24 protein-coding genes are annotated in these 25,779 nt (G+C 45.8%); 9 read left to right on the forward strand and 15 right to left on the reverse strand.

Annotated elements, in window-relative coordinates; translation table 11 throughout:
* Positions 1–19 precede the first annotated feature (19 nt).
* Positions 20–3,097 (reverse strand): tetratricopeptide repeat protein, encoded by a 3,078-nt coding sequence (locus tag ACDQ55_RS11120; RefSeq protein WP_420981462.1) that lies wholly within the window; start codon positions 3,095–3,097, stop codon positions 20–22.
* A 263-nt stretch (positions 3,098–3,360) separates the two neighbouring features.
* On the opposite strand from ACDQ55_RS11120, the gene ACDQ55_RS11125 reads away from it, so the two are divergent.
* Genes ACDQ55_RS11125 through ACDQ55_RS11140 form a run of 4 tightly spaced genes read left to right on the forward strand, consistent with a single transcriptional unit; the run spans position 3,361 to position 6,873 of the window.
* Positions 3,361–3,768, forward strand: coding sequence for a DoxX family protein (locus ACDQ55_RS11125; protein WP_420981463.1), 408 nt, complete (start codon positions 3,361–3,363; stop codon positions 3,766–3,768).
* A 44-nt stretch (positions 3,769–3,812) separates the two neighbouring features.
* The gene (locus ACDQ55_RS11130) at positions 3,813–4,220 is read left to right on the forward strand and encodes an acyl-CoA thioesterase (protein WP_420981464.1); all 408 of its coding nucleotides are present in this window, start codon (positions 3,813–3,815) and stop codon (positions 4,218–4,220) included.
* A gap of 47 nt (positions 4,221–4,267) precedes the next feature.
* Positions 4,268–5,518, forward strand: a complete 1,251-nt coding sequence (locus tag ACDQ55_RS11135) for a CinA family nicotinamide mononucleotide deamidase-related protein (RefSeq protein ID WP_420981465.1) — start codon at positions 4,268–4,270, stop codon at positions 5,516–5,518.
* Between the two features lie 47 nt (positions 5,519–5,565).
* Positions 5,566–6,873, forward strand: coding sequence for a dihydrolipoamide acetyltransferase family protein (locus tag ACDQ55_RS11140; RefSeq protein ID WP_420981466.1), 1,308 nt, complete (start codon positions 5,566–5,568; stop codon positions 6,871–6,873).
* 190 nt (positions 6,874–7,063) lie between these two features.
* Here the strand turns inward: ACDQ55_RS11140 and ACDQ55_RS11145 are convergent, their stop codons facing one another.
* A complete protein-coding gene (locus ACDQ55_RS11145; RefSeq protein WP_420981467.1) occupies positions 7,064–7,381 on the reverse strand; it encodes an RNA recognition motif domain-containing protein in 318 nt (105 codons plus the stop codon).
* 252 nt (positions 7,382–7,633) lie between these two features.
* Between ACDQ55_RS11145 and ACDQ55_RS11150 the strand changes: the two genes are divergently transcribed.
* Positions 7,634–8,353, forward strand: coding sequence for a hypothetical protein (locus tag ACDQ55_RS11150; protein WP_420981468.1), 720 nt, complete (start codon positions 7,634–7,636; stop codon positions 8,351–8,353).
* A gap of 11 nt (positions 8,354–8,364) precedes the next feature.
* On the opposite strand, the gene ACDQ55_RS11155 is transcribed toward ACDQ55_RS11150, so the two are convergent.
* The 9 genes from ACDQ55_RS11155 to ACDQ55_RS11195 all read right to left on the reverse strand — a co-directional run bounded on the left by ACDQ55_RS11155 (position 8,365) and on the right by ACDQ55_RS11195 (position 18,158).
* Positions 8,365–8,982: a DUF4230 domain-containing protein gene (locus ACDQ55_RS11155; protein WP_420981469.1), complete on the reverse strand. Its 618-nt coding sequence runs from the start codon at positions 8,980–8,982 to the stop codon at positions 8,365–8,367.
* A 33-nt stretch (positions 8,983–9,015) separates the two neighbouring features.
* Positions 9,016–9,519, reverse strand: coding sequence for a cupin domain-containing protein (locus ACDQ55_RS11160; protein WP_420981470.1), 504 nt, complete (start codon positions 9,517–9,519; stop codon positions 9,016–9,018).
* A gap of 41 nt (positions 9,520–9,560) precedes the next feature.
* The gene (locus ACDQ55_RS11165; RefSeq protein WP_420981471.1) at positions 9,561–10,016 is read right to left on the reverse strand and encodes a GNAT family N-acetyltransferase; all 456 of its coding nucleotides are present in this window, start codon (positions 10,014–10,016) and stop codon (positions 9,561–9,563) included.
* 44 nt (positions 10,017–10,060) lie between these two features.
* Positions 10,061–10,900: a DUF6597 domain-containing transcriptional factor gene (locus ACDQ55_RS11170; protein ID WP_420981472.1), complete on the reverse strand. Its 840-nt coding sequence runs from the start codon at positions 10,898–10,900 to the stop codon at positions 10,061–10,063.
* 396 nt (positions 10,901–11,296) lie between these two features.
* Positions 11,297–14,146 carry an alpha/beta hydrolase family protein gene (locus tag ACDQ55_RS11175; protein ID WP_420981473.1) on the reverse strand — a complete coding sequence of 950 codons (2,850 nt, stop codon included), beginning with the start codon at positions 14,144–14,146 and terminating at the stop codon, positions 11,297–11,299.
* 98 nt (positions 14,147–14,244) lie between these two features.
* Entirely contained in the window at positions 14,245–15,120 is an 876-nt protein-coding gene (locus tag ACDQ55_RS11180; RefSeq protein WP_420981474.1) for a DMT family transporter, read from the reverse strand.
* 56 nt (positions 15,121–15,176) lie between these two features.
* Positions 15,177–15,917, reverse strand: a complete 741-nt coding sequence (locus ACDQ55_RS11185; protein WP_420981475.1) for a polyprenol monophosphomannose synthase — start codon at positions 15,915–15,917, stop codon at positions 15,177–15,179.
* 72 nt (positions 15,918–15,989) lie between these two features.
* Entirely contained in the window at positions 15,990–16,763 is a 774-nt protein-coding gene (locus tag ACDQ55_RS11190; RefSeq protein WP_420981476.1) for an exonuclease domain-containing protein, read from the reverse strand.
* A gap of 33 nt (positions 16,764–16,796) precedes the next feature.
* Positions 16,797–18,158, reverse strand: coding sequence for a UDP-N-acetylmuramate--L-alanine ligase (locus ACDQ55_RS11195; RefSeq protein WP_420981477.1), 1,362 nt, complete (start codon positions 18,156–18,158; stop codon positions 16,797–16,799).
* Positions 18,159–18,528: 370 nt separating this feature from the next.
* On the opposite strand from ACDQ55_RS11195, the gene ytxJ reads away from it, so the two are divergent.
* From ytxJ to aroQ, 3 genes are all read left to right on the forward strand, one after another.
* Complete coding sequence (gene ytxJ, locus ACDQ55_RS11200; protein WP_420981478.1) at positions 18,529–18,861, forward strand: bacillithiol system redox-active protein YtxJ; 333 nt, start codon at positions 18,529–18,531, stop codon at positions 18,859–18,861.
* Positions 18,862–18,969: 108 nt separating this feature from the next.
* Complete coding sequence (locus tag ACDQ55_RS11205) at positions 18,970–19,545, forward strand: UbiX family flavin prenyltransferase (RefSeq protein WP_420981479.1); 576 nt, start codon at positions 18,970–18,972, stop codon at positions 19,543–19,545.
* A 34-nt stretch (positions 19,546–19,579) separates the two neighbouring features.
* On the forward strand, positions 19,580–20,008 hold the full coding sequence (gene aroQ / locus ACDQ55_RS11210; protein WP_420981480.1) for a type II 3-dehydroquinate dehydratase: 429 nt from the start codon (positions 19,580–19,582) through the stop codon (positions 20,006–20,008).
* Positions 20,009–20,076: 68 nt separating this feature from the next.
* Here the strand turns inward: aroQ and bioB are convergent, their stop codons facing one another.
* Positions 20,077–21,045, reverse strand: coding sequence for a biotin synthase BioB (gene bioB / locus ACDQ55_RS11215; protein ID WP_420981481.1), 969 nt, complete (start codon positions 21,043–21,045; stop codon positions 20,077–20,079).
* Positions 21,046–21,213: 168 nt separating this feature from the next.
* On the opposite strand from bioB, the gene ACDQ55_RS11220 reads away from it, so the two are divergent.
* Positions 21,214–21,978, forward strand: a complete 765-nt coding sequence (locus tag ACDQ55_RS11220) for a hypothetical protein (RefSeq protein WP_420981482.1) — start codon at positions 21,214–21,216, stop codon at positions 21,976–21,978.
* 91 nt (positions 21,979–22,069) lie between these two features.
* Here ACDQ55_RS11220 and ACDQ55_RS11225 read toward each other — a convergent pair whose 3' ends face one another.
* From ACDQ55_RS11225 to ACDQ55_RS11235, 3 genes are all read right to left on the reverse strand, one after another.
* The gene (locus ACDQ55_RS11225) at positions 22,070–23,170 is read right to left on the reverse strand and encodes a M42 family metallopeptidase (RefSeq protein WP_420981483.1); all 1,101 of its coding nucleotides are present in this window, start codon (positions 23,168–23,170) and stop codon (positions 22,070–22,072) included.
* 73 nt (positions 23,171–23,243) lie between these two features.
* On the reverse strand, positions 23,244–24,083 hold the full coding sequence (locus ACDQ55_RS11230; protein WP_420981484.1) for a UbiA family prenyltransferase: 840 nt from the start codon (positions 24,081–24,083) through the stop codon (positions 23,244–23,246).
* 111 nt (positions 24,084–24,194) lie between these two features.
* Complete coding sequence (locus ACDQ55_RS11235; RefSeq protein WP_420981485.1) at positions 24,195–25,733, reverse strand: acyl-CoA carboxylase subunit beta; 1,539 nt, start codon at positions 25,731–25,733, stop codon at positions 24,195–24,197.
* Between the last annotated feature and the right edge of the window lie 46 nt (positions 25,734–25,779).

Genomic DNA, 25,779 nt, shown 5'->3' on the forward strand with positions numbered 1-25,779 from the left:
CGCTTAAATATCAGGATTCTTATTTCTTCGGCTTTTTGCCGGCTGCTTTTTCTGCTGCTTCTGCTTTTTCCAGTTTTTCTTTGGCTTCCTGTTTCAGTTCAGGAATGGTGCTGTTGGCAACGATACTCTGGTAAGTAGCTTTGGCGTTGAAGTAGTCTTGTTGGCGTGTATACACATCACCCAACAGGATATATGATTTAGCCACCCAGTATTCGTAGGAGGGCGTATTTTTTATCACATCAAAGCCTGCTTTTTCGGCCGCATCCAGGTCGTTTTGCTGCAGGTAGCAGTCGGCCATGTTGTAACGGGCTTCGGCGCCAGTTTCAGATTTGGTCATACCTGCCACGGTTTTAAACGCTGAGAGGGCGGCAGTGTAATCTTTGGCCTGTTGCAGCGCCTTACCCCGGTAGAAATGTGCGATGATCTGGTCGTCTGTGCTGATATTGGTGGTAGCCAGTAACATTTCCGCGTAGTTGGATACTTCATCCCAGCGTTTCAGCTGGTAGGTGCTGCGGAGCAATCCACGGGTGGCAGCCAGGCTGTTTTCCTTGCTGCTGGCCAGGTCTTGCAACTGCAGGTAATAGGTTCTGGCTTTAGTATAATTTTTTACTTGGTAGAAGTTAATGTTGGCAGCTTGCAGGGCAGATCTTTCTGCGTACAGGCTGTTGTTAAGAGACAATACAAATTCATAGGCCTGTAGGGCACTCGTATAGTCTTTGTTGTTATAGGCGCATTCTGCTTTATAGAAATTGGCTGGCAGGATAAATTGTCCGTTCGGGTATTTCTGTATATAGTTGTTGAAGCCGATGGTAGCGCCTGCACAGTCGTTGCTGGTAAACCTGGATTCGGCGGCGGCATAAGTGAGGGAGTCTTCTACTGAAGTGGTCACTGTTCTGCCGATAGCTTTCAGGAAGGCCAGGTAGTCGTCGGTTTTACCTTGACTTACATAGATGGCTTTCATGCTTTGCAGAGCCTCATTGGCCTCGGGAGAACCGGGGAATTTTTCCACTACCTGCCGGTAATAGGTTAGTGCTTTGTTGTCGTTGTCTTTATTGTAATAGCTCAATCCCAGTTTGAGCAGCGCCCTGGGCGCGTTAGGGCCGTTAGGCTGTTTCTGCAATACATTTTCCAGGTAGGGAATGGCTTCTGTATATTTTTCCTGGGAGAGATAGGTATTGGCAATTTCTATATCTGTTTCATTATTGAATCCAGAGGAAGGAAATTTATTGCCCAGTTGTTTGAGCAGGGCCAGCTTATCGTTTTGTTTGCCTTGTAAGCCAAGGATAACGGCTTTCTGGTAGGTAGCATAGTCGGCTCCGGGCTCGTTGTTGTTGATGATACGATCGTAGAGGGTCAGCGCTTTAGGGAACTGGCGCAGCATATAATAGCAGTCGGCGCTGCGGATAGCCGCATCGGTGGCAATGCGTTCCGCATTGGGGCCGCCAGATTTTTGTGCATTTTCAAAGTAAGGCAGGGCTTCTGAGTAGCGGTCTTGTTTCAGGAGGCTGTATCCCAGGTTGTAGCTGGCAGTTTGGGCGTTGGCTTCTCCGGAAATAGGCGGTTTGCCATTCAGATAGGCATTCAGTTGCGTGATCGCTGCGTCGGTTTTATTTTGGCGCAGGGCAATCTCTGCTTTCCAGAAGTAGGCCAGCTGTTTAATTTGCTGATCATAAGGGTTGTTGATCGCGATGTCTAACAGGCGGTCTGCTTCGGCCAGCTGCTGATCGTTGATCAATTGGGTGGCGCGGCCATAGGCTACTTTTTGGTAGGCTTTTAGTACAGCCGGGCTTTTATCGGCGATCATTTCGATAGTAGACAGGCCATCTTTGTAGTTATTGCTGTTCATGAAAATGTTCACGAGAATTTCCCGGGCTTCCTTGTTGTAGGTAGATTGCGGGTAAATTTTCACGAACTGCGTCAGCTCATTGAGGGCAGCATCCTGATAACCTAGTTCATAGGATAACTTACCATAGTTAAACCTGGAAATTTCCTGTTGCTGCGGATTGGAACTATTGTTGGCGCAGAAGGCGAAGGCATTGCGGGCATTTGCTTTCTGACCGGTACGCAGGTAGCAATCGCCGAGCAGGTACATGGAGTTTTGCCCCAGGGAATCTTTTGCGCTGCTCAGTTGCTTAAAGCCGTTGATGGCTTTGCTCAGGTTACCGGTTTGATAGTAGGCATACGATAATTCATAAATATCTTCGTTCCGTACTTCATCAGCATTATCCTGGAAGTCTTGCAGGTAAGGGAGCGCTTTTTGGTAATTCTTTTTTTCGAAATAAGCTTTACCGAGCAGCTGCTTCATTTCTGCTTCGTAGTACTGGCCGCCCTGTTGAAGCAAAGGCTCCGTGTAGGCGATCAGTTGATCTGTTTTACCCTGGAAGTAATAGATCTCCGCAATGTAGTACGGCACCACATGGCTGTATTTAGGCTCATTCACCACTTTCTGGAAACTGCTGAGCGCTTCGGCGTATTGGCGGTTATAGTAGCTGATGAAGCCATAGTAGTAGTTGGCAGGTATATTATATTTGCCGCTGATGTCTTTAATGGAGGCAAAAAGTGGCTGCGCTTTCTTAAAATCTTTTACATTGAAGTAAGCGTAGGCCAGCTCAAATTTTGCTTCAGCAATTTCTGTGTTGGAAAGGTTTTGGATATTAGCTTTCTCATACAAGGGGATTGCTTCCTTGAATTTATTTTGGCGGAAATAGTATTTAGCTAGCTGGTAGCTGACCAGTTCTTCCCGGGCATTGTTGTTGGCCAGTTTCAGGAAGGTGAGTGCTTCTTTTTCTGCATCGTCTTGTTGCAGTTTCAGCGCACAGATGGTATGATAATAGTACGCATCTGTTTTTATGAGATCGCGGTTTGATCCGTGAAAATAATCAATGTTATCGATAATTTGCCTGAAAAGCTGCATGGATACTGCATATTTTTCCTGTTGAAAATATTGCTGGGCATCCTTGAATACTTTTTCCGGGTCTGTATATTTGCGAGTTTGCTGCGCTTGTGCTGCAGGCAGCCCTGCCATCCCTGCGCCGGCAAAGGCCAGAAGCGATACGTACAGATGTCCGGGAATAAAAATTTTTCTTAAGAATTGCATGCTATAGCTGTTATATCTTGATATATGCGTTAAAAACGAATCTACAGGCAAAATATTTCCTGTTGGCTCACTTGGTTTGTTGCAGCGTTTTTGGTTTTCCATCGCTGCAACAACAAAATTACACGGTGTGAAACAAATATATAAGTTATATCTTTTCTTTTCCCGTTGCGTTGCTAACAATGTGGATAACTCTGCTGACAAGGCAAAACGTATTCAATTATCTTGCGTCAAATAATTTTTTTAGCACAGAAACCCTACCTACTATGAAAAAACTGTTTTCAACTGGCTATTCCAACGGTGCTGTAAATTTTTCTATGCTGATGCTCCGGTTGGTATTTGGTTGCCTGATTTTCCTGCATGGATGGCCCAAACTGATCAATTTTACTGCCAAAATGAATACTTTTCCCGATCCTTTGGGTATTGGGCATAAATTTTCCCTTGGATTAACCGTTTTTGCGGAAGTAGTTTGCGCAATGTTCCTGATCCTGGGATTACTCACCCGGTTGGCTACAATTCCGTTGATCATCTGTATGAGTGTAATTATCTTTGTTATTCACGGGCATCAACCTGTTGAAGAAAAAGAATTACCCCTACTGTTCCTGGCGGCATTTGTAACTTTATTGTTTGCAGGGCCTGGCAAGGTTTCGCTGGATGGGGCATTGGGGAATTAAAATTTTCAAGTAAACGTTTAGGGGTATAAATTAGTAGAGGAACCATGTTTATCAGTACAACAACGATCAGGGTACGTTATGGAGAAACAGACCAGATGGGCTATCTTTATTATGGCAATTATGGTTTGTATTATGAAGTAGGAAGGGCAGAAGCTATCCGGGAGCTGGGTTTTTCCTATAAGGAACTGGAAGAACAGGGCGTGATAATGCCGGTGGCCGAATTAAATGTAAAGTACCTGCGTCCGGCCTATTATGATGATCTTATAACAGTAAAGACTATACTGAAAGAACTGCCTAAGAGTTCTAAGATACAGTTTCACAGTGAGTTATATAACGAGAAGGGCGAATTGTTAAATGTAGGTGTGACTACATTGGTATTCATCAATGTGCAAACAAAATTAAAGGCAGGCTTGCCGGAAGAATTGAAACACAGGCTGGAAAAATTTTTCTAGCCATTAACTGTTAGTGGCTAATAGCTAACTTTAATTACCATTTTTGTATGGATAATAGAATCACCACTAGTATTGTCACTATAGGAGATGAGCTGCTGATAGGGCAAACAATAGATACCAATTCGGCCTGGATTGCCCAGCAGCTGAATGGGATGGGGATATGGGTACACCGTCGTGTAGCCATTGGGGATAGGAGACAGGATATCCTGGACGTGCTGAAACAGGAATCGGCCTTGTCGGATATTGTGTTGCTGACCGGAGGTTTGGGGCCAACGGCAGACGATATCACCAAGCCTACACTATGTGAATATTTCAATACCCGGCTGATACAAAATGAGGAGGCCTTGCAGCATGTGCTGCATATCTTTGAAAGCAGGGGATTGCCTTTGCTAAACCGTAATCTGGAACAGAGCATGGTGCCGGAAGCCTGTACCGTGATCCAGAATGCGCGAGGCTCGGCCCCGGGCATGTGGTTCGAAAAAGATGGGACAATTTATGTATCTATGCCTGGTGTGCCACACGAAATGCAGGGGATGATGGAAAGTTATGTATTGCCTCATCTGGCAGCACATTTTGAAACGCCGGCGGTAGTACATCAAACGCTGATTACCTCCGGGATGGGAGAATCTTTTGTGGCAGAGCGGCTGGTGGCTTTTGAAGCCCAATTGCCTTCTTATGTCAGCCTGGCTTATCTGCCCAATTTTAGTTTGCTCAAATTACGGTTGTCTGCTTTTGGCAGCGATAAACTGGCAGTAGCGGCCGAAGTGAGCATCCTTTTTCATGAGCTGAAAGCATTATTGGCAGATATTCTGGTAACAGACCGGGATATACCAATGGGACAAGTGCTGGGAGAACTGTTGTTGGAAAAAGGTAAAACGGTAGGTACTGCAGAAAGTTGTACTGGTGGCCTTATTGCCAGCTGGATCACCGCTATTCCCGGTAGTTCCGCTTATTTTAAGGGCAGCGTGGTAACTTATGCCAATGAAATGAAAATGAAGTTATTAGGCGTACAACAGGACACCCTGCAAAGGGAGGGGGCGGTGAGTGAAGCAGTAGTACGTGAAATGCTGGCAGGCGCCTTACAGCAGCTGAACACTGATTATGGCATCGCTGTTTCCGGTATCATGGGGCCCAGCGGCGGCACGCCGGAAAAACCAGTAGGCACTGTTTGGATAGCTGTAGGCAGCCGGGAAAAAGTAGTAACGGTAAAACATCACCTGCGGTACGACCGGGACCGGAATACACAAATGACCGCAGTATACGCCATGAACGAGTTGCGTAAACTCATACTGCAATAGGGATAATTCCCTTATTTTTGTCGTGCACTAAAGCTAAATTCAATCTTATGGCCATTGTAGAATTGGTAATGCCAAAAATGGGGGAGAGCATCATGGAAGCCACCATTTTGCGTTGGCATAAAAAGGCGGGGGATCATGTAAAAATAGATGAAACTGTCCTTGAAATTGCCACAGACAAAGTGGATAGCGAAGTCCCTTCTACTGCAGAAGGTGAGATCACAGAAGTGCTCTTTAATGAAAATGATGTAGTTTCTGTGGGAACCGTTATTGCCCGCATTAATACCAACGCGGACGTAACCACTGCGGCCGCACCCGTTGCACCGGCAGCACCAACTGCCAGCGAACCAAGGTTCACTTCGGCGCCGGCATATACCGCTGCACCAATAGCAGAAACAGGTACTTCCGGTAGCAGTACTAAATTTTATTCTCCACTGGTACTTACCATTGCCCAACAGGAAGGCGTTAGCTTTGCCGATCTGGAGAAGATTCCTGGCTCCGGTACAGATGGTCGGGTTACCAAAAAAGATATTTTGCAATATGTGTCAGACCGTAAGGAAGGAAAGGTAATTGCAGAGGTAACGCCAGCTGCTATTACCCAGCAACCGGTGGCAACTGCTGCTGCAGTAGCGTCTTCTACCTATAGCGGTAATGTAGAGATCATGGAAATGGACCGTATGCGTAAGCTGATTGCCAATCATATGGTGATGAGCAAACAAACCAGTCCGCATGTAACCAGTTTTGCAGAAGCAGATGTAACCAATATGGTGAAATGGCGTGATCGCGTGAAAGGTGACTTTGAAAAACGTGAAGGTGAAAAGCTGACTTTTACACCATTGTTCATAGAAGCAATCGTAAAGTGTATCAAGCGTTTCCCATTGATCAACTCTTCATTGGATGGCGATAAGATCATTATCAAAAAAGATATCAATATTGGCATGGCTACTGCTTTGCCTACCGGGAACCTCATTGTACCGGTTATTAAAAATGCAGATGTGTTAAATCTGGTAGGCCTCACTAAACAGGTAAATTCCCTGGCAAATGCCGCCCGTCAGAATAAGCTGAAACCGGAAGATACGCAGAGCGGTACTTTTACCCTGACCAATGTAGGCACCTTCGGTAGCTTGATGGGAACACCCATTATCAACCAGCCGCAGGTAGCCATCCTGGCAGTAGGGGCTATTAAAAAACGTCCTGTAGTGATTGAAACGCCAGAAGGAGATACGATTGGTATCCGGCATATGATGTACTTGTCGATGTCTTACGACCACCGTATTGTGGACGGTTCCCTGGGGTCTACTTTCCTGAGCGCTGTGGCCCAGGAATTAGAAAACTTTGATTCTAAGAAGAGTATTTGAAAAGATTTATAAAACATGAAAAGGCGCTCTTTAAGAGCGCCTTTTCTATTTCAAGAAAAAAAGATTTTCCTGAAAGGACTGTTTATGGAGCCGGCTTATGGATTTGCGGCTATCCCTTATGTCCCCGGTATTATCTGCAAAAAGGCGCTCTGAGAGCGCCTTTTTAAGTTCCTTGTGCCGAATAAGGGGATTAATAACGACGGTCGCGGGAACCATATCCTCCGCCGCCACGGTTGTTACCGCCACCTTTGAAATTATTATTCGGTTGTTTAGGTCTTGCTTCGTTTACCATTAGTTGTTTGCCTTCGATTTCGCTGCCATTCAAACTATCCATAGCCTTTGCGCCTTCTTCTTGATTAGGCATTTCCACAAAGCCAAAACCACGTGAGCGGCCTGTTTCGTGGTCTTTGATAACTTTAGCGGAGGTAACCTCTCCAAAATCGCTGAAAATCTGATGGAGATCCTCATCGTTCAACCTATAGTGCAGGTTGGCTACGTAAATGTTCATGATAACTGAAATTAAAAAAATGAAAAATAATATCTTGAAGTTAAGGAAATTAAGCTAATAAAAAAGTTGGCGTTGAAATATTTTTGATATTATTCACTTTTTTACTAAGAGATTACTATTCAGATCCGCTGCTATGAATAGTTTCATCAAAATAAATATTATTTCATTCTCCTGGGGCATCTTCCCCCAACCCCATCTGTTTATCGATTTTTTTTCGTAAATTAAAGGTATGATCCATTAAATTTAATTAATATGGGAGCTTTAAGTGAAACCTGGTTTGCAGACGGTTATATTGATTTTGAGCTAAAAAAATACACCCTATTAGCTTATTTACAGGACATCAATCATTATTTTACCCAAACCAGGTTATATCCGCAATTATCAGATATTATTTTCCACTATAATAACTTAGTGGCATTTCGCGACAATAAGCAATTTCTGCAGCAGCAGTTTCCTAAACGGCTGACGGCCGTTAATCTGCAGAAACTGGAACTGTTATATGAGCAATTGGTTACAGACGATGAGCTAATGGAAGAGTTGGAGAATATTATCAGGTATTCTTTGTCGCAGATGAACAATACGATTAAAGAAGGTACTGAAATTTATGAGTATGTGGCCGGGAACTTAAATATCTTTCCGGTAGGGCTGGTGCCGCTCGAAACAGCAGAAGGTTATATTTTACTCTGCGATGGCAATTGCCGCCAAACGCTCGTGTACGCTTATCGCCTTACGATATTTGAAAGGCATGATGAGAAATTCCGGGGTATACATACCCAGTTTATTCAGACCTATAAAAAAGACCTGATGCATACTATCGGGCACATCAAAACATTATTGATCCGGGAGCGGAATAACCTGCCTAATCCCGCGGTTTATTGCGTGGAAACACCATTGGTAGTGCCGATAGACGAAACGCTACTGCCGATTGCAAAGAGAAGCCTGGTAAGATATATTGCGCAGCAGGCAGCCTGATACCGTGTTCACTATTGCAATGCAGGCAATTTGTTATCATCGTTGAATTGTACTTCTAGCGTATGGTCTTTTAGGAAGGGAGCGTAGTATTGCTCCATTACCTTCCGTATTTTATCTTTGGACTGTTGTATGTAAACCGGGTTATTTTCCAATTGTCCACGGGAAGTTTTATACAGGGTTTTCTGTACCTCTGTATAGGTTTCATCGTTTTGGAAGAGCAGCCATCCTTTGCGATTGGAAGTCTCCATCCCGTCCATTTTTAGTTCGTAGCTAAGTAGGTGGGGAGTTGGTAAGCGGATAATGATCTTTTTAGCGGAGAGTTCCACTTTAAACATTTTCCCGTCTATATTCACCCCATATTTTGCTTCGTAGGGAATGGTGACCCATACAGTATTTTCCAGGAATGCTTTTTTCAGGTTATCTGTCCAGTCGCCGTTATTCTCAATATTACTTCTTTTGATACTGGCGGAGCCTTGTACATCGAGGCTGGAAAGTTCTGCGATTTCCTTTATAATGGTACTGTTGGAGATCACTTCCTGGCTGATATGGGTGGTGCCAAAATGCTTGCCCAGCAAGAATATCAGTACTACTGCTAACAGCAGCGCAACGAGGTAAATGATTTTTTTCATGTTTGTAATTTAGGAATGTTATAGTCGTTACCGTTAGTGGGTAAGACTGTCTATCAGCGTGGCATAGGCTGGATAGGCGGCCATGAGGGCGCCTTTTTCAGCTAGCTCAAAATCGGCAAAATCGAAGCCTGGCGCTACTGTGCAGCCGGTGAGCGCATAGCCACCAGGTACTTCCACGCGGGAGGCGAACCAGTTGCCGGCGGTGATGATCACTTGTAATTGCTCGCCATTTTGAATATCACGTCCTAATTTGTGTACCAGCAGGTGGCCACCAGGTGCTATTTCGTATATTGTTAAGGTGTTGCCATCATAGAAATGCCAGATCTCATCGGCTGCTATCCGGTGGAAGGCCGAAAACTCCCCTTCTTCCAATAAAAAATAAATGCAGGTGGAAGCATTCCTGTTGCCGCTCATGCCGGCGGGCAAGGTGGTCATATCCAATACCCATTCAGAGCGGTAAGTTTCCCGGAAGGCTCCTCCTTCTACATGGGACTGTAGTTGCAGTTGTTCGCGCCAAAAGGTTGCAGCTTTTTGCATAGGGTTACCTGTTATGCCGGTAAGTTAAATAAAAAGTGACACTATTCTGTTTTTTTCGTATATATATCAGGGTTATACAGGGTCATGAATTTTTCCGGATTGGGGATGGCGGTGAAACCAAATTGACTATATAATCCGTGGGCATCGGAGGTAACGAGCAGCCAACGCCTTAGGCCCTGTAACTCCGGATGCGTTAATAAGGCGCGCACCATTGCTTTAGACAATCCTTTGCCACGGTGTGGCGCAAGTATATATACATCAGCCAGGTAAGCGAAGGTAGCCCGGTCTGTAATAGCCCTGGCAAAGCCCACCTGGGCGGTGCCGTGGAATACCCCCACGCATACAGCGCCTTTCACCATTTTTGCTACTATATCTAAAGAGATATCTTTTGACCAATAGGATTCATGTGCCAGGTAATGGTGGATGGCATGTAGGTCGAACCGCGTTTTATCCGAGGTAATGGTATATTCCCCCGATGGTGTAGAAATGCTTTCCATGTAATCGGCTTGTTTTTTTACCGACTAAAGTAAAGCATTATTTTTTAACTGGCTACGGCTACCTGTGCATGACTGTTGGCTGGCATATGTGCAATGGTGGCTGCTGTTGCTGCAAAGTAGGCAGGCGTTTCGTGGTGAAAGCGCAGGTAATCCCTTATAAACATTGCTTGGTTATAATAGGGAGTGGTGGCTACGGGTAGCTGCCATGCTGGTAGCTGTAGTTGCTGCGAGGCATTCAATGCAGTTTTATACTGGATCATGCGGGCGTATAATTGTGGCGGAATGCCCACTATAGCGCTGAAAATACGCTCCAGTGTAGGGCGGGAAAGCTGGTGGCGCGCAGATAATTCTGCTATGCTAACGTTCCCTTGTTTGATCAGGAGATAATCCACCATATCATCCACTTCGTTTAAGTGGTTGGTGTGGCTATCAAGGGCTTGTAAACAGGCTTCATCCAGCAGGGATTCGATTTCATTGCCTTGCTTTATTGCCCGCAGGGCCGCCGGTAATTCGTTCCAGTGTAATTGCCCGGAGGCATTGAGAGTACGGTAGTAATTAGTGAAATTAGGTACGTCGAGGCCCAGCAAACGGTAGCATCCATAGGCATTCAACTGTATAATGGCTACTTTTACAGGGCCGTATACTTGCAGCTGACAGGCACAGGTGAGCTGTCCCAGTACTGTGTTGGCAGGTAAGGCAAATGCCTGGTAACTGGCCGGTTTTATTTCTGCTTTTCCTTCCAGTATAAATACCATGTACTGATCGCCCAACGCAAATAAACTTTGTGGTAGCTGGATCATGCCTCTAGTATCATCTTCCCAGTAATAATATTGTTTTACAAATGGCCGTAAGGCATCCGCCGGATGATAGATATGGAAGTTCATAGGTAAAATAATGTGGTGTTAATGGATATCGCAGCAGGTTACACCATTCACTAAAGTGGCGATGTTATTGTAAATATATGTTAAATATTTTATATCAAGAAAAATATTTATAGAAGACTGGCGGATGTTGGATAATCCGGCGGGGATATAAAAGAGGGCGTTTTTAAAGTTAAATGGAATTTGCAGAGAAGAACTCCATCAGGCATACGGGGTAAAAAAGAGGATGTGTCAAAAGTAATTTTACCTGATTTTATTCGGGTACCTGATGGAGAAAAATCTCGTTTACGCGATTCTCAAGCCTATCAAATTACTTTTGACACATCCTCTTTTTTATCGTAACGGTCTTATCTTAAAATAGCGCTACCCAAAAGTTAAGCTAATAGATAAACAGTCAAATTATTTCACCAGGTCCCAGCCCCAGTTGATGCCTTTCTCGGTAGCCGGCACGCCATTTTCTAGCCATTCCGGCGCCGGTGCGCCTTGCAGGAAGTGATCGAAGAACTGTTGTTCCCTGCGTTGGATATCTTTACGATTTTGGCGGAGTACCAGGTTATGCGCTTCGTTGTTGTAGTTCAGCAACCAAACGGGCTTGCCTAAACGGCGAAGACCCGTAAACATTTCAATGCCCTGGTACCAGGGTACTGCCCCATCTGCGTCGTTAGACATGATTACTACAGGTGTGGTAACGCGGGGAAGGTTGAAGAGCGGAGAGTTTTCGATGTACAGCTCTGGTTTGTCCCATAGGGTTGCGCCAATACGGCTCTGTGAGTGCTCGTATTGGAATTGCCTGTTCATACCGCTTTCCCAGCGTATACCGCCGTAGGCGCTGGTCATATTTGCAACAGGAGCGCCGGCCCATGCCGCTTTAAACAGGTTAGTTTGTGTAATCAGGTAAGCTACCTGGTAGCCTCCCCAGCTCTGGCCTTGTATCGCCATGTTTTTACCGTCTACCCATGTTTTTTTAGCCAGGTTCTCGGCGGCGCTTACAATATAATCATAGGCGCTTTTACCCGGATAGCCGTTCTCGTAGGTGATGTCTGGCGCAAACACCAGGTAACCACGGCTTACGAAAAAGGAGATATTGAGCCTGGAAGGAGTAGGCGCTGGCGCCTGGTAGCTGTATAATCCGTCGGTTAATTTCTCATAGAAATAGAAAATAACCGGGTATTTTTTAGTGCTATCAAAATTCTCTGGTTTGTACAGGATGCCTTCTGAAGGTTTTCCGCTGAAAGTGGTCCATTTGTAGAGCTCTGCCGTACCCCAGTTGTATTCCTGCTGTTGCGGGTTAGTATTACTGATCTGTGTAGCGGTAGCAATGTCGGTGCCGGTAAATATGTTAGGCGATTGTTCGTACCGGCTCCGGATGTAGGTATACACCGGCGCATTTTTGGCTTTCTGCAGCTCTGCATAGGTATGCGGGCCTAGTACCAGAGGAGTGGGCGCTTGTAGTTTGCCACTTTTGGGTGGCAGAGACAAGGTGTAGAAACCATTGTATTTAGTGTTTTCCTGGAAAGCGTTCAACACCAGTGTAGCACCGGGTGTAAAGGTTTTTTCGTCGGGGTTGAGACGGATGTAACGGAAACGTATCTTCTCTTTATGGCCCAGGCCCTGGGTAATATTTACCGGGGCTGTTTTGCCGGTAGGATCTACCTGCCAGATATCATAACGGTCGTAGATGTATACAAAGTCATCGTTGCGCATCCAGCCGGCGATGCCATAAGCATCCGGTACATCTGGATGGTCATCTTCTTCATCATATATTTTAGCAGGAATGCTTTTGCTAAGGCTTACCACCTGGGCGGTAGCGTTGTTATAAGCGTTCCATTCGCGGTTTACCAGGTCGTACCAGATCGTGTATTTCCCATCGGGGGAGAGAAAGAAGTTACCATCCAGTTTTTCTTTGATCAGCTTACGGGAACCATCATTGGTGCTTACGAGGTAGGCTGTTTTAAGGGTACGGCCAGTCCATTGCATGGCAACGCGTTCGCCTTTATCGGTATAGCCGAGTGCAAAAGGGCTGTTGCCATCTGTAGCAGTGATCACTGTTTCCAGGTTATCGCTGCCTAATTGGAGCAGCCGTTTAGTATCGGGATAGTATACGGCGGAATAGCTTCTTTTTAGTTCCTTGTCCGCGTTTTTCAACTGCATCGGCTGCAGGTAATCATCTTTATAATTCCAGATATCTACCTTGGCTACTTCAAAATCTACAATATTGGTATCTTTTACCGGCGGAACGGGGGCGGTGCCAAAGAACAGGCGTTTGCCGTCTTTGCTGAAGCGTATCAGGCTATTGGGGCTGAGCATCCAGCCGGCTGGTATGCCGCTGGTGTTTTTATCGGCTACTTCAACAGCGCTGTCATATCCGGGTTGGTAATAGTACAGTTGATAGAATTGTTGGAGTGCTTTGGAAGAATCGCGGGTGCCGAAATAGGCTGCTTTTTCTCCTTTTTCGTCGAAAGCAAATTGTTTATAATCATGGTGGCCTCTGCTCAGGGTATCAGCTTTCCGGTTGCCGGCATGCCAGAGCAATACGCTGTTGCAGGAGAGCGAATCTTTTTTCTCGATAGCAGTGGCTATCAATAGTTGGTTACCGGTTTTGCTGAAGGCATATTCTTTTACATTTTTCACTGTGTCCTGCGTGCCGGTTGCCAGCCGGAGGATCAGCAGGGTACCACTTTCAGTGTTGGTGGCAGCGGGTTTATCCTCATCTGCGCGATCTTCGTCTTCTGTTACTGCTTTATGGGGTTTACCGCCTTTTTTACCAGCATCTTCTGCTGGCTTCTCTTGCAGGTAAGCCAGAAAGCCACTGTCTTTTTCCGGTGTTTTGAATGATTTTACGGCAGGGAATTTCAGGATACCTGTTTTCCCAAGTGTAATGATGGCCATAGAATCTTTCGGCATTTCTGAGGCTTTTTTCTTTTTGATCTTCGCTTCACGGGTATCTTTAAAGAAAGGCTTGATACTGCAGATCACATAGCGGGAATCTGTAGTGATCACCGGGTTGCTGCCGCGGTGAATGTTGGTGGTTTGGCCTGTTTTGCGGTCGAAGATTACCAGATTGGCATCTCCTTCCTGGGGAGTAACGGTGTATACTACCCATTGTCCATTTTGGCTGATCAGTTTAGTCCCAATGCTTTGCCAGTTGTCGTACACACTGTGGTCTAGTGGTTTTTTGGCAGGTTGCTCTTGTGCATAGGTGAGTAGGGTAGATCCCAGGAGGGATAACCCCAAAATAATGTTTCTCATAAGCGCTAAAGTAATAATTACGCTGGTTAAAGTACAAATAAACAGCGTGATTTACCTGCGCTTTTTAGGATAAGCGGGCAAAAGTACATGTCCGGCGGTCAGGCAAGGGCTTTGCCCCTGGCTACGCGCAACATTTGCAGGCCCACCGAAAGTATGATACAGGCCAGGCCGGCATAGAAGGCGTTGTTCAAGAGCTTGTTTTCGTGAAAGATCACGAAGGCCAGGATAATGCTGTACACGGGCTCCAGGTTAAAGCACAGGTTCACTGTGAATGGAGATATTTTCTTCAGGGCGTTCATGGCCAGCAGGTACATCATAATGGTGCAGCACCAGGAGAGTATCAGCAGGTAAATGAGATCCATGGAAGAGGGTAGCAGGGAAGCTGTAGGGAAAGTATAGAGATACGCCGGCATCAGCAGGGTGAGCACTACAAAGCCGGTGGAAAGCTCATAAAATGTGATGTTGTAGGTGTCAAAGCGTTTGATCAGCCGCTTGTTGAAAACGGTAAACAGGGCCGCAAACATAGCGGAAATGATGCCCAGTATAATACCCGTTCGGTACTGGGTATCGAAATGAAAAATCAGGAGGATACCCAGTAAGGTGAGCATACTTAATAGCATTTCCCTGATATCGAAACGGCGCCGATTGATCAGCGGGTCAAAGATAGCGGTAAAAAGGCTGGTCAGTGAAAAACAAACTACCCCGATAGATACATTGGAATATTTAATACTGCCGTAAAAGAAGAGCCAGTGCAGGGCTACTATCACACCGGTGCTACCAATGGGCAGAATATCTTTCCAGGGAAGTTTTTTTAAGGAACCCTGTATGCGGAATAAAATCAGTAATGAAACAGAGGTGATCATTAAGCGGTACCATACCAGCAGCCCTTCATTTAAAGAGATCAGCTTACCGAGAATACCGGTAAAACCAGCCAGAAATACGGAGAGATGCAGCTGGAGCAATGCTTTTTTCATGCACAAGATTTTAGTTACCTGCTATTAGCCATGAGAGGCTAGCAGCAGGTAACTTATCAATTTTGCACTCTTCTTTTATAATTACGGAAGAGGCTTTGCCACTGTATTTTTATTACGCCCAATATTCCTTCTTTCACGATGCCCTTGCTCATTTTGGAATACCCTTCTTTTCTGTCTTTGAAGGTGATGGGTACTTCTTTTATTTTGAAGCCCAGTTTCCAGGCAGTGAACTTCATTTCGATCTGGAAGGCATAACCAACAAACTGTATCTGGTCGAGGTTAATCGCTTCCAGTACGGTATTTCGGTAACATACAAATCCTGCGGTAGGATCTTTTACGGGCATCCAGGTGATCATACCTACATATACGGAAGCGCCGTAAGATAATATAGCGCGGTCCCATGGCCAGTTTTCAGTTTTCCCGCCTTTTACATAGCGGGAACCCACTGCTACATCAGCTCCTGCTTTGGCGCAGGCATCATAGAGGCGGATCAGGTCTTTCGGATTATGTGAAAAGTCTGCATCCATCTCGAAGATGTACTGGTAATTATTGGCCAGCGCCCATTTGAAGCCATGGATATAAGCGGTGCCCAGTCCTTGTTTACCGGATCTTTCTTCCAGGAATAGCGCTTCAGGATAGAGCCGTTGCAATGATTTTACAATAGCACCGGTTCCATCCGGAGATCCATCATCCACAATGAGGATATGAAAGTTTTCCTGTAAGGAAAATACGGCGTCAATGATATTGCGGATATTATCCTTTTCATTGTACGTAGGAATGATGACAAGCTTTTCCAATTCAGCAGATGATATTTTTGGACTGCGAAAATAATTCAATTCCGGCGCAAGATATGATCTTCCAGATTAACATTATATTTTTTTTAACATCATATTATGGAAGATCTCTGTGAGCTTCTGTTTGGTATTGAGCGGGAAATCCGCTTTCATCATCCAGTCGTAATATTGTGGTTCTACCTTTAATACTTCTCTTACCGGACGGCCTTTATATTTACCGAAATTAAACACTTCTTGTCCGCCTTGCATCACGAGCCGGCGGGCAAAGTCGATATAGTCTTCTTCTTTAGTGAAAGCGGCCAGGGAGTCGATATCTTCCTGCAGCTGTTCGTACCGGCCCAGTTGGGCTTCCAGTATCTCGTAAGTGGCCAGGGCATCCGCTTCTGCACTGTGGGCGTTTTCGAGCTGTTTGTCGCAATAAAATTTATAGGCGGCAGCGAGCGTACGCTTTTCCATGAGGTGGAAAATCCGTTGTACGTCTACGAATTTGCGTTTTGTTACATCAAAATCGATTTCGGCACGGAGGAATTCCTCTACTAATAAAGGAATATCGAAGCGGTTAGAATTATATCCGGCCAGATCGCAGTTATCCATGAATTGTTTGAGCTCGCCAGCCAGCTGTTTGAATAAAGGAGCGTCTTTTACATCTTCGTCCTTGATGCCATGAATTGCTGTAGATCCTGCAGGGATCGGCATTCCGGGATTTATTCTTTTCACTTTGGACTGTGTGCTCTTGTCCGGGAATACTTTGATGATAGCAATTTCAATGATACGATCTGTCGCTACGTTTGTACCGGTAGTTTCCAAATCTATAACGGCCAGAGGCCTTTTGAGGAGCAAAGAAGGCATTATATAATGTTTAGAATTGTTTATTTAAATATGTTATTTGTTAGGTAATAAATCCTTCAATTTGCTGAAATCGAGGCCATCGTATGTGCCGGAACTCATCAGCAGCAGATTGGTATCCTGATAGTCTTGCGCTTGCAGGAAATGCTCGAGGTCTACCCGCTGATGGAATACCTGGAGGTTGTTGCGGCCGAAGCTTTCTTTGATTAGTTCGGGCGCCAGATCAGGCATTCTTTTAATTTCCAGGGCATGTTTACTGTAAAAAACCACTGCTGTATCTGCAGCATCCAGCGCGCCGGCGTATTGATCCAGGAAACCGGCATTCAGGCTGCTATAGGTGTGTAATTCCAGTACAGCGATCAGTTTCCTGCCGGGAAACTGCTGTCTGGTAGCTTCCATAGTGGCTTTTACTTTCGATGGGGCATGGGCAAAATCGCGGTATATGACACAATGTTCATTTTTTGCCACCAATTCCAGCCTTTTGGCAGCGCCTTTAAAGGTAGTAATGGCGGAGAGGAATGCTGCGTCGGAAAGGCCCAACTCCTGGCAAACCAGTTTGGCGGCATGGAGGTTCAGGAGGTTATGGTCTCCGAATATTTCCAGGTTAGCTTGCTGGTTGCCGAAATATATGGTGGTAATGCCTTCGGCGATGGTGTGTTGTGGCAACTGGTACGGGATCAGTTGCAGGTGCTGGCCGGTAGCTTTTACCAAGGTAGCCAGTGCTGTGTCTGTTTCGTTATAGATCAGCACCTGGCCAGGTTGCATCTGCCTGATAAAGATAGCAAATTGCTCTTTATAGATATCGTACGTAGGAAATACATTGATATGATCCCAGGCAATCCCTGTTAATACCGCTATCTGTGGATGCAGGAAATGGAATTTAGGTCTTTTCTCGATCGCAGAGGCAGGATATTCATCCGCTTCACAGATAATGACCGGGGCGTCTGTAATATTTACAGATTGGGAGAAGCCTTCCAGGCGGGCGCCTACGAGATAGTCGAAGGCCAGGTGGTTATGCTGTAATGCGTGCATAATCATAGCGGTGGTAGTGGTTTTACCATGACTACCGCCAACGGCTACCCGTGTTTTGTTTTTACTTTCCTGGTAGATATATTCGGGGAAAGAATATATTTTCAATTGTAATGCTTTCGCCCGGATTAGTTCCGGATTGTCTTCACGGGCATGCATACCCAGTATAACGGCGTCAATGTCCGGCGTAATGCGGGCAGCGTCCCATCCGGTATGGTCTGGTAATATGCCTGCCTGCCGGAGGTTGGAGAGGGCCGGTTCGAAGATCTCATCATCGCTGCCGGTTACCTGGTAACCTTTATTTTTAAGCGCAATGGCTAATTGGTGCATTACGCTGCCGCCTATGGCAATAAAATGTACTTTTGTCATAATACCCGGGCGTTATCAGATTGTAAGACCAGTCGCAGTATCAGGGAAAGTACTGATAGTTAAAAAAGACTGCGGAATCAAAAATCTGACAATTGCATTGTTGTTTTTTTTAATGTATTTTCTATATTTGCAAAATAACGTCACAAAAGACGATTAAAAAAGTTGTCGTATCATATTTCCTTTGAAAAAACGTTTTAAGTTTATATTTAAATCACCCACTATGCAATCTTATATAAGAATTTTGGGCTATGCTGCACTGGTTTGTATCTTTGCTGCATTTTTGACTTCTTGCGCAAGCCACCAGAAACTCGGATGCCCAATGAGAGGAATGGGGAAAGCTCCTGCGATAGAACATAGTAAAACATGCTAGATGAATTGGAAAACGTTAGCCAACGAAGAACAACTTGCTGAGATCAATAAGGCATCTGCGGATGCGCCGGTAGTTATTTTTAAGCACAGTACGCGGTGCTCTATCAGTTCCATGGCTAAGGCCAGGCTGGAGCGGGTAGCAGTACCTGAGGGGTTAACGTTTTACTATCTAGACCTGATCGCTCATCGTCCGATATCCAATAAAATAGCGGAAATGTACGATGTACCGCATGAATCTCCACAGATCCTGCTAATCCGTAACGGACAATGTATTTACAATGAAAGCCACACCGGTATTTTGATGGATGAAATTGTGGCCCAGGCTGGTGTATAACAGGCTTTATTTTCCTTCCTGTATACCGGCATTAGCCGGTAGTCTCATAAAGATCTGTTTTCCATAACAGATAATAGGCTAGCTTTGCGTAATCAATAGCCAGTCAAAATGAAACATCGTATAGTTGTAGCGGTTACCGGGGCGAGCGGCGCTATTTATGCCCGCCAGTTATTACAGAAACTGGAGGCAGTACAGTCGCAGCTAGACCAGGTAGCGGTAGTGATGACAGAGAACGCCAAAACCGTGTGGGAAACAGAGCTGAGGAATGAAGATTATAAGCAGCTGCCTTTCCGGTTTTATACCCAACAAGACTTCCATGCCCCCTTTGCTTCCGGTTCCGGACGCTTTAATACCATGATTATCTGCCCTTGTTCTATGGGTACGCTGGGGCGTATTGCTACCGGTATTTCCAATGATCTGATCACCCGGGCGGCCGATGTAGTGCTGAAAGAGCGGAGAAAACTGATCTGCGTGGTACGGGAAACGCCCTATAACCTGATACACATCAGGAATATGGAAGCCGTTACCATGGCGGGCGGGATTATTTGTCCAGCTACTCCTTCCTTTTATAGCTTACCCGCCAGCCTGGAAGACATGGCAGCTACGGTGGTAGACCGTATCATAGACCTGGCAGGTATCGAGCAGCAAACTTACCGTTGGGGCAGCGAGCATAAGGAAGATTAAGTAACTTAGTATTCATCATTTTATAACTATTGTCATGCAAATAGCTATTATTAACGGTCCTAATCTGAACCTGCTGGGTAAGCGTGAAACCGGCATCTATGGCAGTGAATCTTTCGAAAATTATTTTAAGCACCTGCAAAGGGAATTTCCGGAAGATACTTTTACCTATTATCAGAGTAATGTAGAAGGAGAGCTGGTGAACCATTTGCATGAAGTAGGATTTAGCTACGACGGCATCCTCCTTAATGCAGGCGCCTATACGCATACTTCTGTTGCCCTCCGCGATGCCATTGCCGGCATTAAAACGCCCGTGCTGGAAATACATATCAGCAATATATATGCAAGGGAAGAGTTCAGACACACTTCGCTGATAGCGCCTAAGTGCATAGGTAGTATCTGTGGCCTTGGGTTAAATGGTTACCAGGTGGGAGTGGAATATTTCCATATAGCGGCTAATTACTAGCATAAAAAATGCAGCGAAAATGAAAGCTCCGGGCTTCCTCTTCGCTGCATTTTGCCGGTAGCCAATGGCTAGCAGCTGATTGATTCTTTGAAAGCCTCTCTGGGTTTCAGTCCAAGCAGTTCAAACATCATATGGTCTTCCTCAAAAGAGGGATTACCTGTAGTCAATAATTTTTCTCCGGTAAATATAGAGTTGGCACCTGCCATAAAGCACAGGGCCTGGTCAGACATGCTCATTTCTGCGCGGCCAGCACTCAAACGTACCATGGCAGCCGGCATGAGGATACGGGCGGTGGCAATCATGCGCACCATATCCCAGAATTCCACTTTAGGAAGATGTTCCAGCGGTGTGCCTTTTACACGGGTAAGGGCGTTGATGGGAACGGAATCCGGATGTTCTGGCAGGTTGCTAAGGGTGTGTAACATGCCAATACGGTCTTCATGTGATTCTCCCAGGCCGATAATACCGCCACAACATACGCTGATACCTGCTTTTCTTACGTTATCGAGCGTTTGCAAGCGATCGTCGTAGGTACGGGTAGTGATAATTTCCCCGTAATGTTCGCGGGAGGTATCCAGGTTGTGGTTATAGGAGAATAAACCTGCATCAGACAGTTTCTGTGCCTGTTCTTCATTAAGCATACCCAGTGTGCAGCACACTTCCATACCCAGCTCATTAACGCCTTTCACCATATCCAGTACGCGGTCGAAGTCGCGGTTGTCGCGTACTTCACGCCATGCGGCGCCCATACAAAAGCGGGTGGAACCAGCTTCTTTTGCCTTTTGGGCATAACTCAGTACTTCCTCTTTTTTCAGGAGTCCATGCACATTGATGTCAGTATTATATCTGGCAGCCTGTGGGCAGTAAGCGCAATCTTCCGGGCATCCGCCTGTTTTGATAGACAGGAGGGTGCAAACCTGCACTTCCGCCGTGTCTTGGTATTGGCGGTGAATAGTGGCAGCACGATACACCAGTTCCATTAATGGAGTGTTGTAAATAGCTTTAATTTCTTCTAAAGTCCAGTCATGACGGATCATAGATCTGATTTTGTTTGAGTAGCAAACGTAGGAAATAATTATGAAATAAGAATTACCAATTACAATAGCATTTTTATATAAATTTTGATTTTTCTGCCTAAAAGTCATTTATTTGCCGGACTCAAATAATAATAACCATTAGTCACCAAAATCCAGAAAACCACTTTTATGAAACATTTCCCCTCTGGCAATTACCTGCTTGTTTATTTGCTATTTGCCGCTATTACATTTGCCGGGTGTAAGAAAGATGACAGTAACAATCCTGCTCCGGTTTACAACCTGAACCAGCTCTATGCACAGGCTGTAGATGACGCCATGGTAGCCGATAGCAGCGAAATATCCACTGCATTGTCACCTATCACTACGGACAACCCCGACCTGCAATGGAAAACAATTAATGGTCAGGCATATGTATTGCTGGCTACTTTTATGAAATATCCTAACAGCTATCCGGTGGGCGATTCCATTACGAATACCTGGGGGGAATCGTGGCTGTTTATTCCACAACAGATGAAAAGCCGTATAGCGGCTGGTTTTACGCCCACTTCCGATACGATTATGCGTATTTGCCAGTTGTTAGGATTGCCGCCGGCAAATACCAGCAGTAATACCCATATCGCCCAGATATGGGTAAAGGCGTCTAGCCTATACCGGCCAGCCGGCAACCCGGCTATTGACACCAAAACCAGCGGCCCGGTTTTGATCAGCAGTGTAACGCCGGATTATACCACCTGGTTCAATAACTATATTATCTATGCTTATTACCGACCGCTTACTTTGGCCACAGATGCGCATTATCCATGGACGAGGATGGGCTATACGTACGATTGGGCGCCAGGCGCCAGTAAGGTGGGAATGAGTGAGTATGTGCTACAGGCCAGTTCCGGGGCTTGGGTAGAACAGGTGAGCAGGGCGGCAGATTTCTTTAGATAGGATTTATTACTTTTTGATTGTTCTGATGAATAAAGATTTCAAGGAATATCATTTTCATTCATCAGAACAATCAAAAAAATATTAACCTCTTTTAGAGGTATTGGAAATTGGTTTTTGGCGTGATGTTCAGCAGGGTATTGTAAATAAGCTGAATGGTATTTTCCACGTCATCTTTCTTTACCATTTCCACCGTAGTATGCATATAGCGCAATGGTAGGCTGATCAGGGCAGACGGGGTACCTTCGTTGCTGTAGGCGAAAGCGTCGGTATCTGTGCCGGTGCTGCGGCTTACGGCATGCAGCTGGTAAGGGATATCGTTTTTCTTCGCTGTTTTGATGATCAGGTCGCGGAGGATGTTGTGTACAGCCGGGCCATAGGTAATGCTAGGGCCTCCGCCGCATTTGATTTCCCCTTCGATGTTTTTGTTGATCATCGGTGTGGTGGTATCGTGCGTTACGTCGGTAATAATAGCCACATTAGGTTTAATGCGTTTGGCAATCATTTCAGCACCGCGCAAACCTACTTCTTCCTGTACTGCATTAACGATATATAAACCGAAAGGTAATTCCTGTTTCTTTTCTTTCAGCAGCCGGGCTACTTCTGCGATCATAAAGCCACCGATGCGGTTGTCGATGGCACGGCAGATAAAGTAATCGTAGTTCAGTTCTTCAAAGCCATCCTGGAAAGTACATACGGTTCCTACGTGTATACCCAGGTCTTCTACTTCTTTACGGGAACGTGCGCCGCAATCGAGGAAAATGTTTTCTACTTTAGGTTGTGGCTCCTTACCATCTCCGCTACGGATGCGGGTATGAATAGCCGGCCAGCCGAAAACAGCTTTTACGATGCCATTGTCTGAATGTATGTTTACCCGCATGGAAGGCGCTATCTGCTGGTCTGAGCCTCCGTTGCGGATCACATAGATCAATCCTTCCGGAGAAATATAATTTACAAACCAGGAGATCTCATCCGCATGGGCTTCAATGACCACTTTGAATTCCGCTTTAGGGTTGATAACGCCTACTGCAGAGCCGTATGGGTCTACAAAATGCTCATCTATATACGGAGTCAGGTATTTTAACCAGAGCTTTTGTCCTTCTTTCTCGAAACCTGTAGGAGATGGGTTGTTCAGGTAGTTTTCCAGGAATGTCAATGATTCCTTGTTGAATATTGATTTCTGTTTCTTGGACATAATTAATGCAGATTGTGATCGGGCAAATGTAAGGAAAAGTAAGATACCGCCGGCTAACAGGCGGCTCCGGTAACTATAAGCTGGCTATCACCAGGTATATCACTGCAGATAATGCCATGAGGCCGTCGAGCACGAAATAGAACAAGTAGTCTGAGCTGCTTTGTTGGGCTTTACGTGTAATCATGGCAGTAGCCCCTACTGGAATAATCAGGGTAATGATGGCGGAGAACGGGATGAATGGTCCCATTAGCCCGGCCGATATGGCAGCGATCAGCAGTGAGAGGTAATAAAGCCGGTAGAGGCTTTTGCTGTCGAGATAGGTAATTAATGAGCGGATACCTTCTTTTTTATCAGATTCCAGATCGCGGTAATCGAACAGGATACAGATGGCATAAATGAAGCAGAAACGATAGAGCGTCAGTAATATTACCGCGCTGGTAATGGGGTTGTTGGCCACTAATGCGGGCAATAGGGTGGTTACATACGTCCACACAAAGGTGAGGAACAAGGTTTTTCCGACTGCTATTTTACTGAGCCATCTGAAAGCGGGATGAGGCACTTTAGGGGCAGAGTACAAAAAGGTGAGCACAACGCTGCCACTTAGTACCAGCCAGTGTTCCCGTAATTGCCAGAAGAACCATAGGGAGCCGGTCAGCCCAATGCCACAGAGCCATAACATCAGCGTACGGTGACGGTTGCCCCAGCGTATCCTTTCAGAAGAGGAGTAGGCAGTTGGAGTAAGGTACCAATGGAAGTTATAGCTACAGATGGTAGAAAAGAAAACAAACAGGTAAAACGTTTTTTCGCAGTAATCCAATGCCAGCAGTTGATTGGTTTGCCAGATCATCAGCAGGGCGCACAGCGAAATGTAGATCGATGTGAAAAGAAGGAAATTAAAAAAGTTCCGGAGCATAAACGAATAGCTATTTTTTAATATGGGTCTGCTATCGGATAAAAAAATCCGGTTTAACATAGCCGTTTTATCATTGGCGGCTTTATTAAACCGGATCTGGTGCTTAATTGGTTACAGCGGTATGTTGCCATGTTTTTTTCTTGGCATATTCACCACCTTATTTTCTAGCATTTTAAAGGCTTTGATCAGTTTTATCCTGGTTTGGTCTGGCGGGATTACTTCATCGATATAACCTTTTTCGGCTGCCAGGTAAGGGTTGGCAAATCGCTCTATATAATCGGCCACGAGTTCGTTCATGCGTGTTTCCGGATCAGCGGCGGCGTCAATTTCTTTTTTGTAGATGATTTCTACAGCTCCTTTGGCTCCCATAACGGCTATTTCTGCCTGTGGGAAGGCAAAATTGAGATCGGCGCCAATATGTTTGGAGTTCATTACGCAATAGGCGCCGCCGTATGCTTTGCGGGTAGTAACCGTTACTTTTGGAACGGTAGCTTCACTGAGCGCATATAGCAGTTTGGCGCCATTAGTGATAATGCCGTTCCATTCCTGGTCGGTACCGGGAAGGAAGCCAGGTACATCTACCAGTACCAGTAGCGGCACGTTAAAGGCGTCGCAGAAACGGGTGAAGCGGGCGCCTTTAACGGAAGCGTGTATGTCGAGTACGCCGGCCAGGTGGGCAGGTTGATTAGCTACAATGCCAATACTTCTGCCTGCGATGCGGGCAAAGCCCACGATCATGTTTTCGGCGAAATTTTTATGTACTTCGAAGAAGCTGCCGGGATCTGTGATTTCGGCGATCGCTTCTTTCATATCATAAGGTTGGTTAGGGTGCGCTGGTATCAGGGAGTTGAGGGCAGTCCTCAACTCATCGCCAGGCGTATAGGGGTATACGGGAGCTGTTTCTTCGCAGTTTTGCGGAACATAGCCCAGCAGTTGTTTGATATATTGTATACACTCTATTTCGTTGCTACAGGCAAAGTGAGTTACCCCGCTTTTGGCCGCATGGGTTTGGGCGCCGCCTAATTCTTCGGCGGTTACTTCTTCATGGGTAACGGTTTTTACCACATTAGGGCCTGTAACGAACATATAAGACGTTTGCTCCACCATCATAATAAAATCGGTGATAGCGGGAGAGTATACGGCGCCGCCGGCGCAGGGTCCCATAATAGCAGAAATCTGGGGGATTACGCCGGAAGCCCTGGTATTGCGATAGAAGATGTCTGCATAACCGCCCAGGCTTACTACGCCTTCCTGTATACGTGCGCCGCCGCTATCGTTCAACCCTATAATGGGCGCGCCATTCTGCATGGCGAGGTCCATGATCTTGCAGATTTTGCGGGCATGTGGTTCAGACAAGCTACCGCCGTATACGGTGAAGTCTTGAGAGAATACATAGGTCAAACGGCCATTGATGGTGCCATAGCCGGTTACTACGCCATCGCCGGGAAACTGCTCCTGGTCGGTGGTGATGCCCCTGTTCCGGTTGGTCACCAGCATATCCAGTTCTTCAAAAGAACCGGCGTCCATGAGCAGTTGTATGCGCTCGCGGGCAGTAAGTTTACCCTTCTTATGCTGGGAGGCTATACGTACTTCCCCGCCGCCGAGCATGGCTTCGGCGATCCTGGCCTGTAACTCTTCTATTTTGTCCATATGCTAAAAATGAGTGATAAAGCTAAAATAAAAAAGGATTCCTTTT

It is taken from the genome of Chitinophaga sp. 30R24 (genome assembly GCF_049056765.1).
GTDB lineage: Bacteria > Bacteroidota > Bacteroidia > Chitinophagales > Chitinophagaceae > Chitinophaga.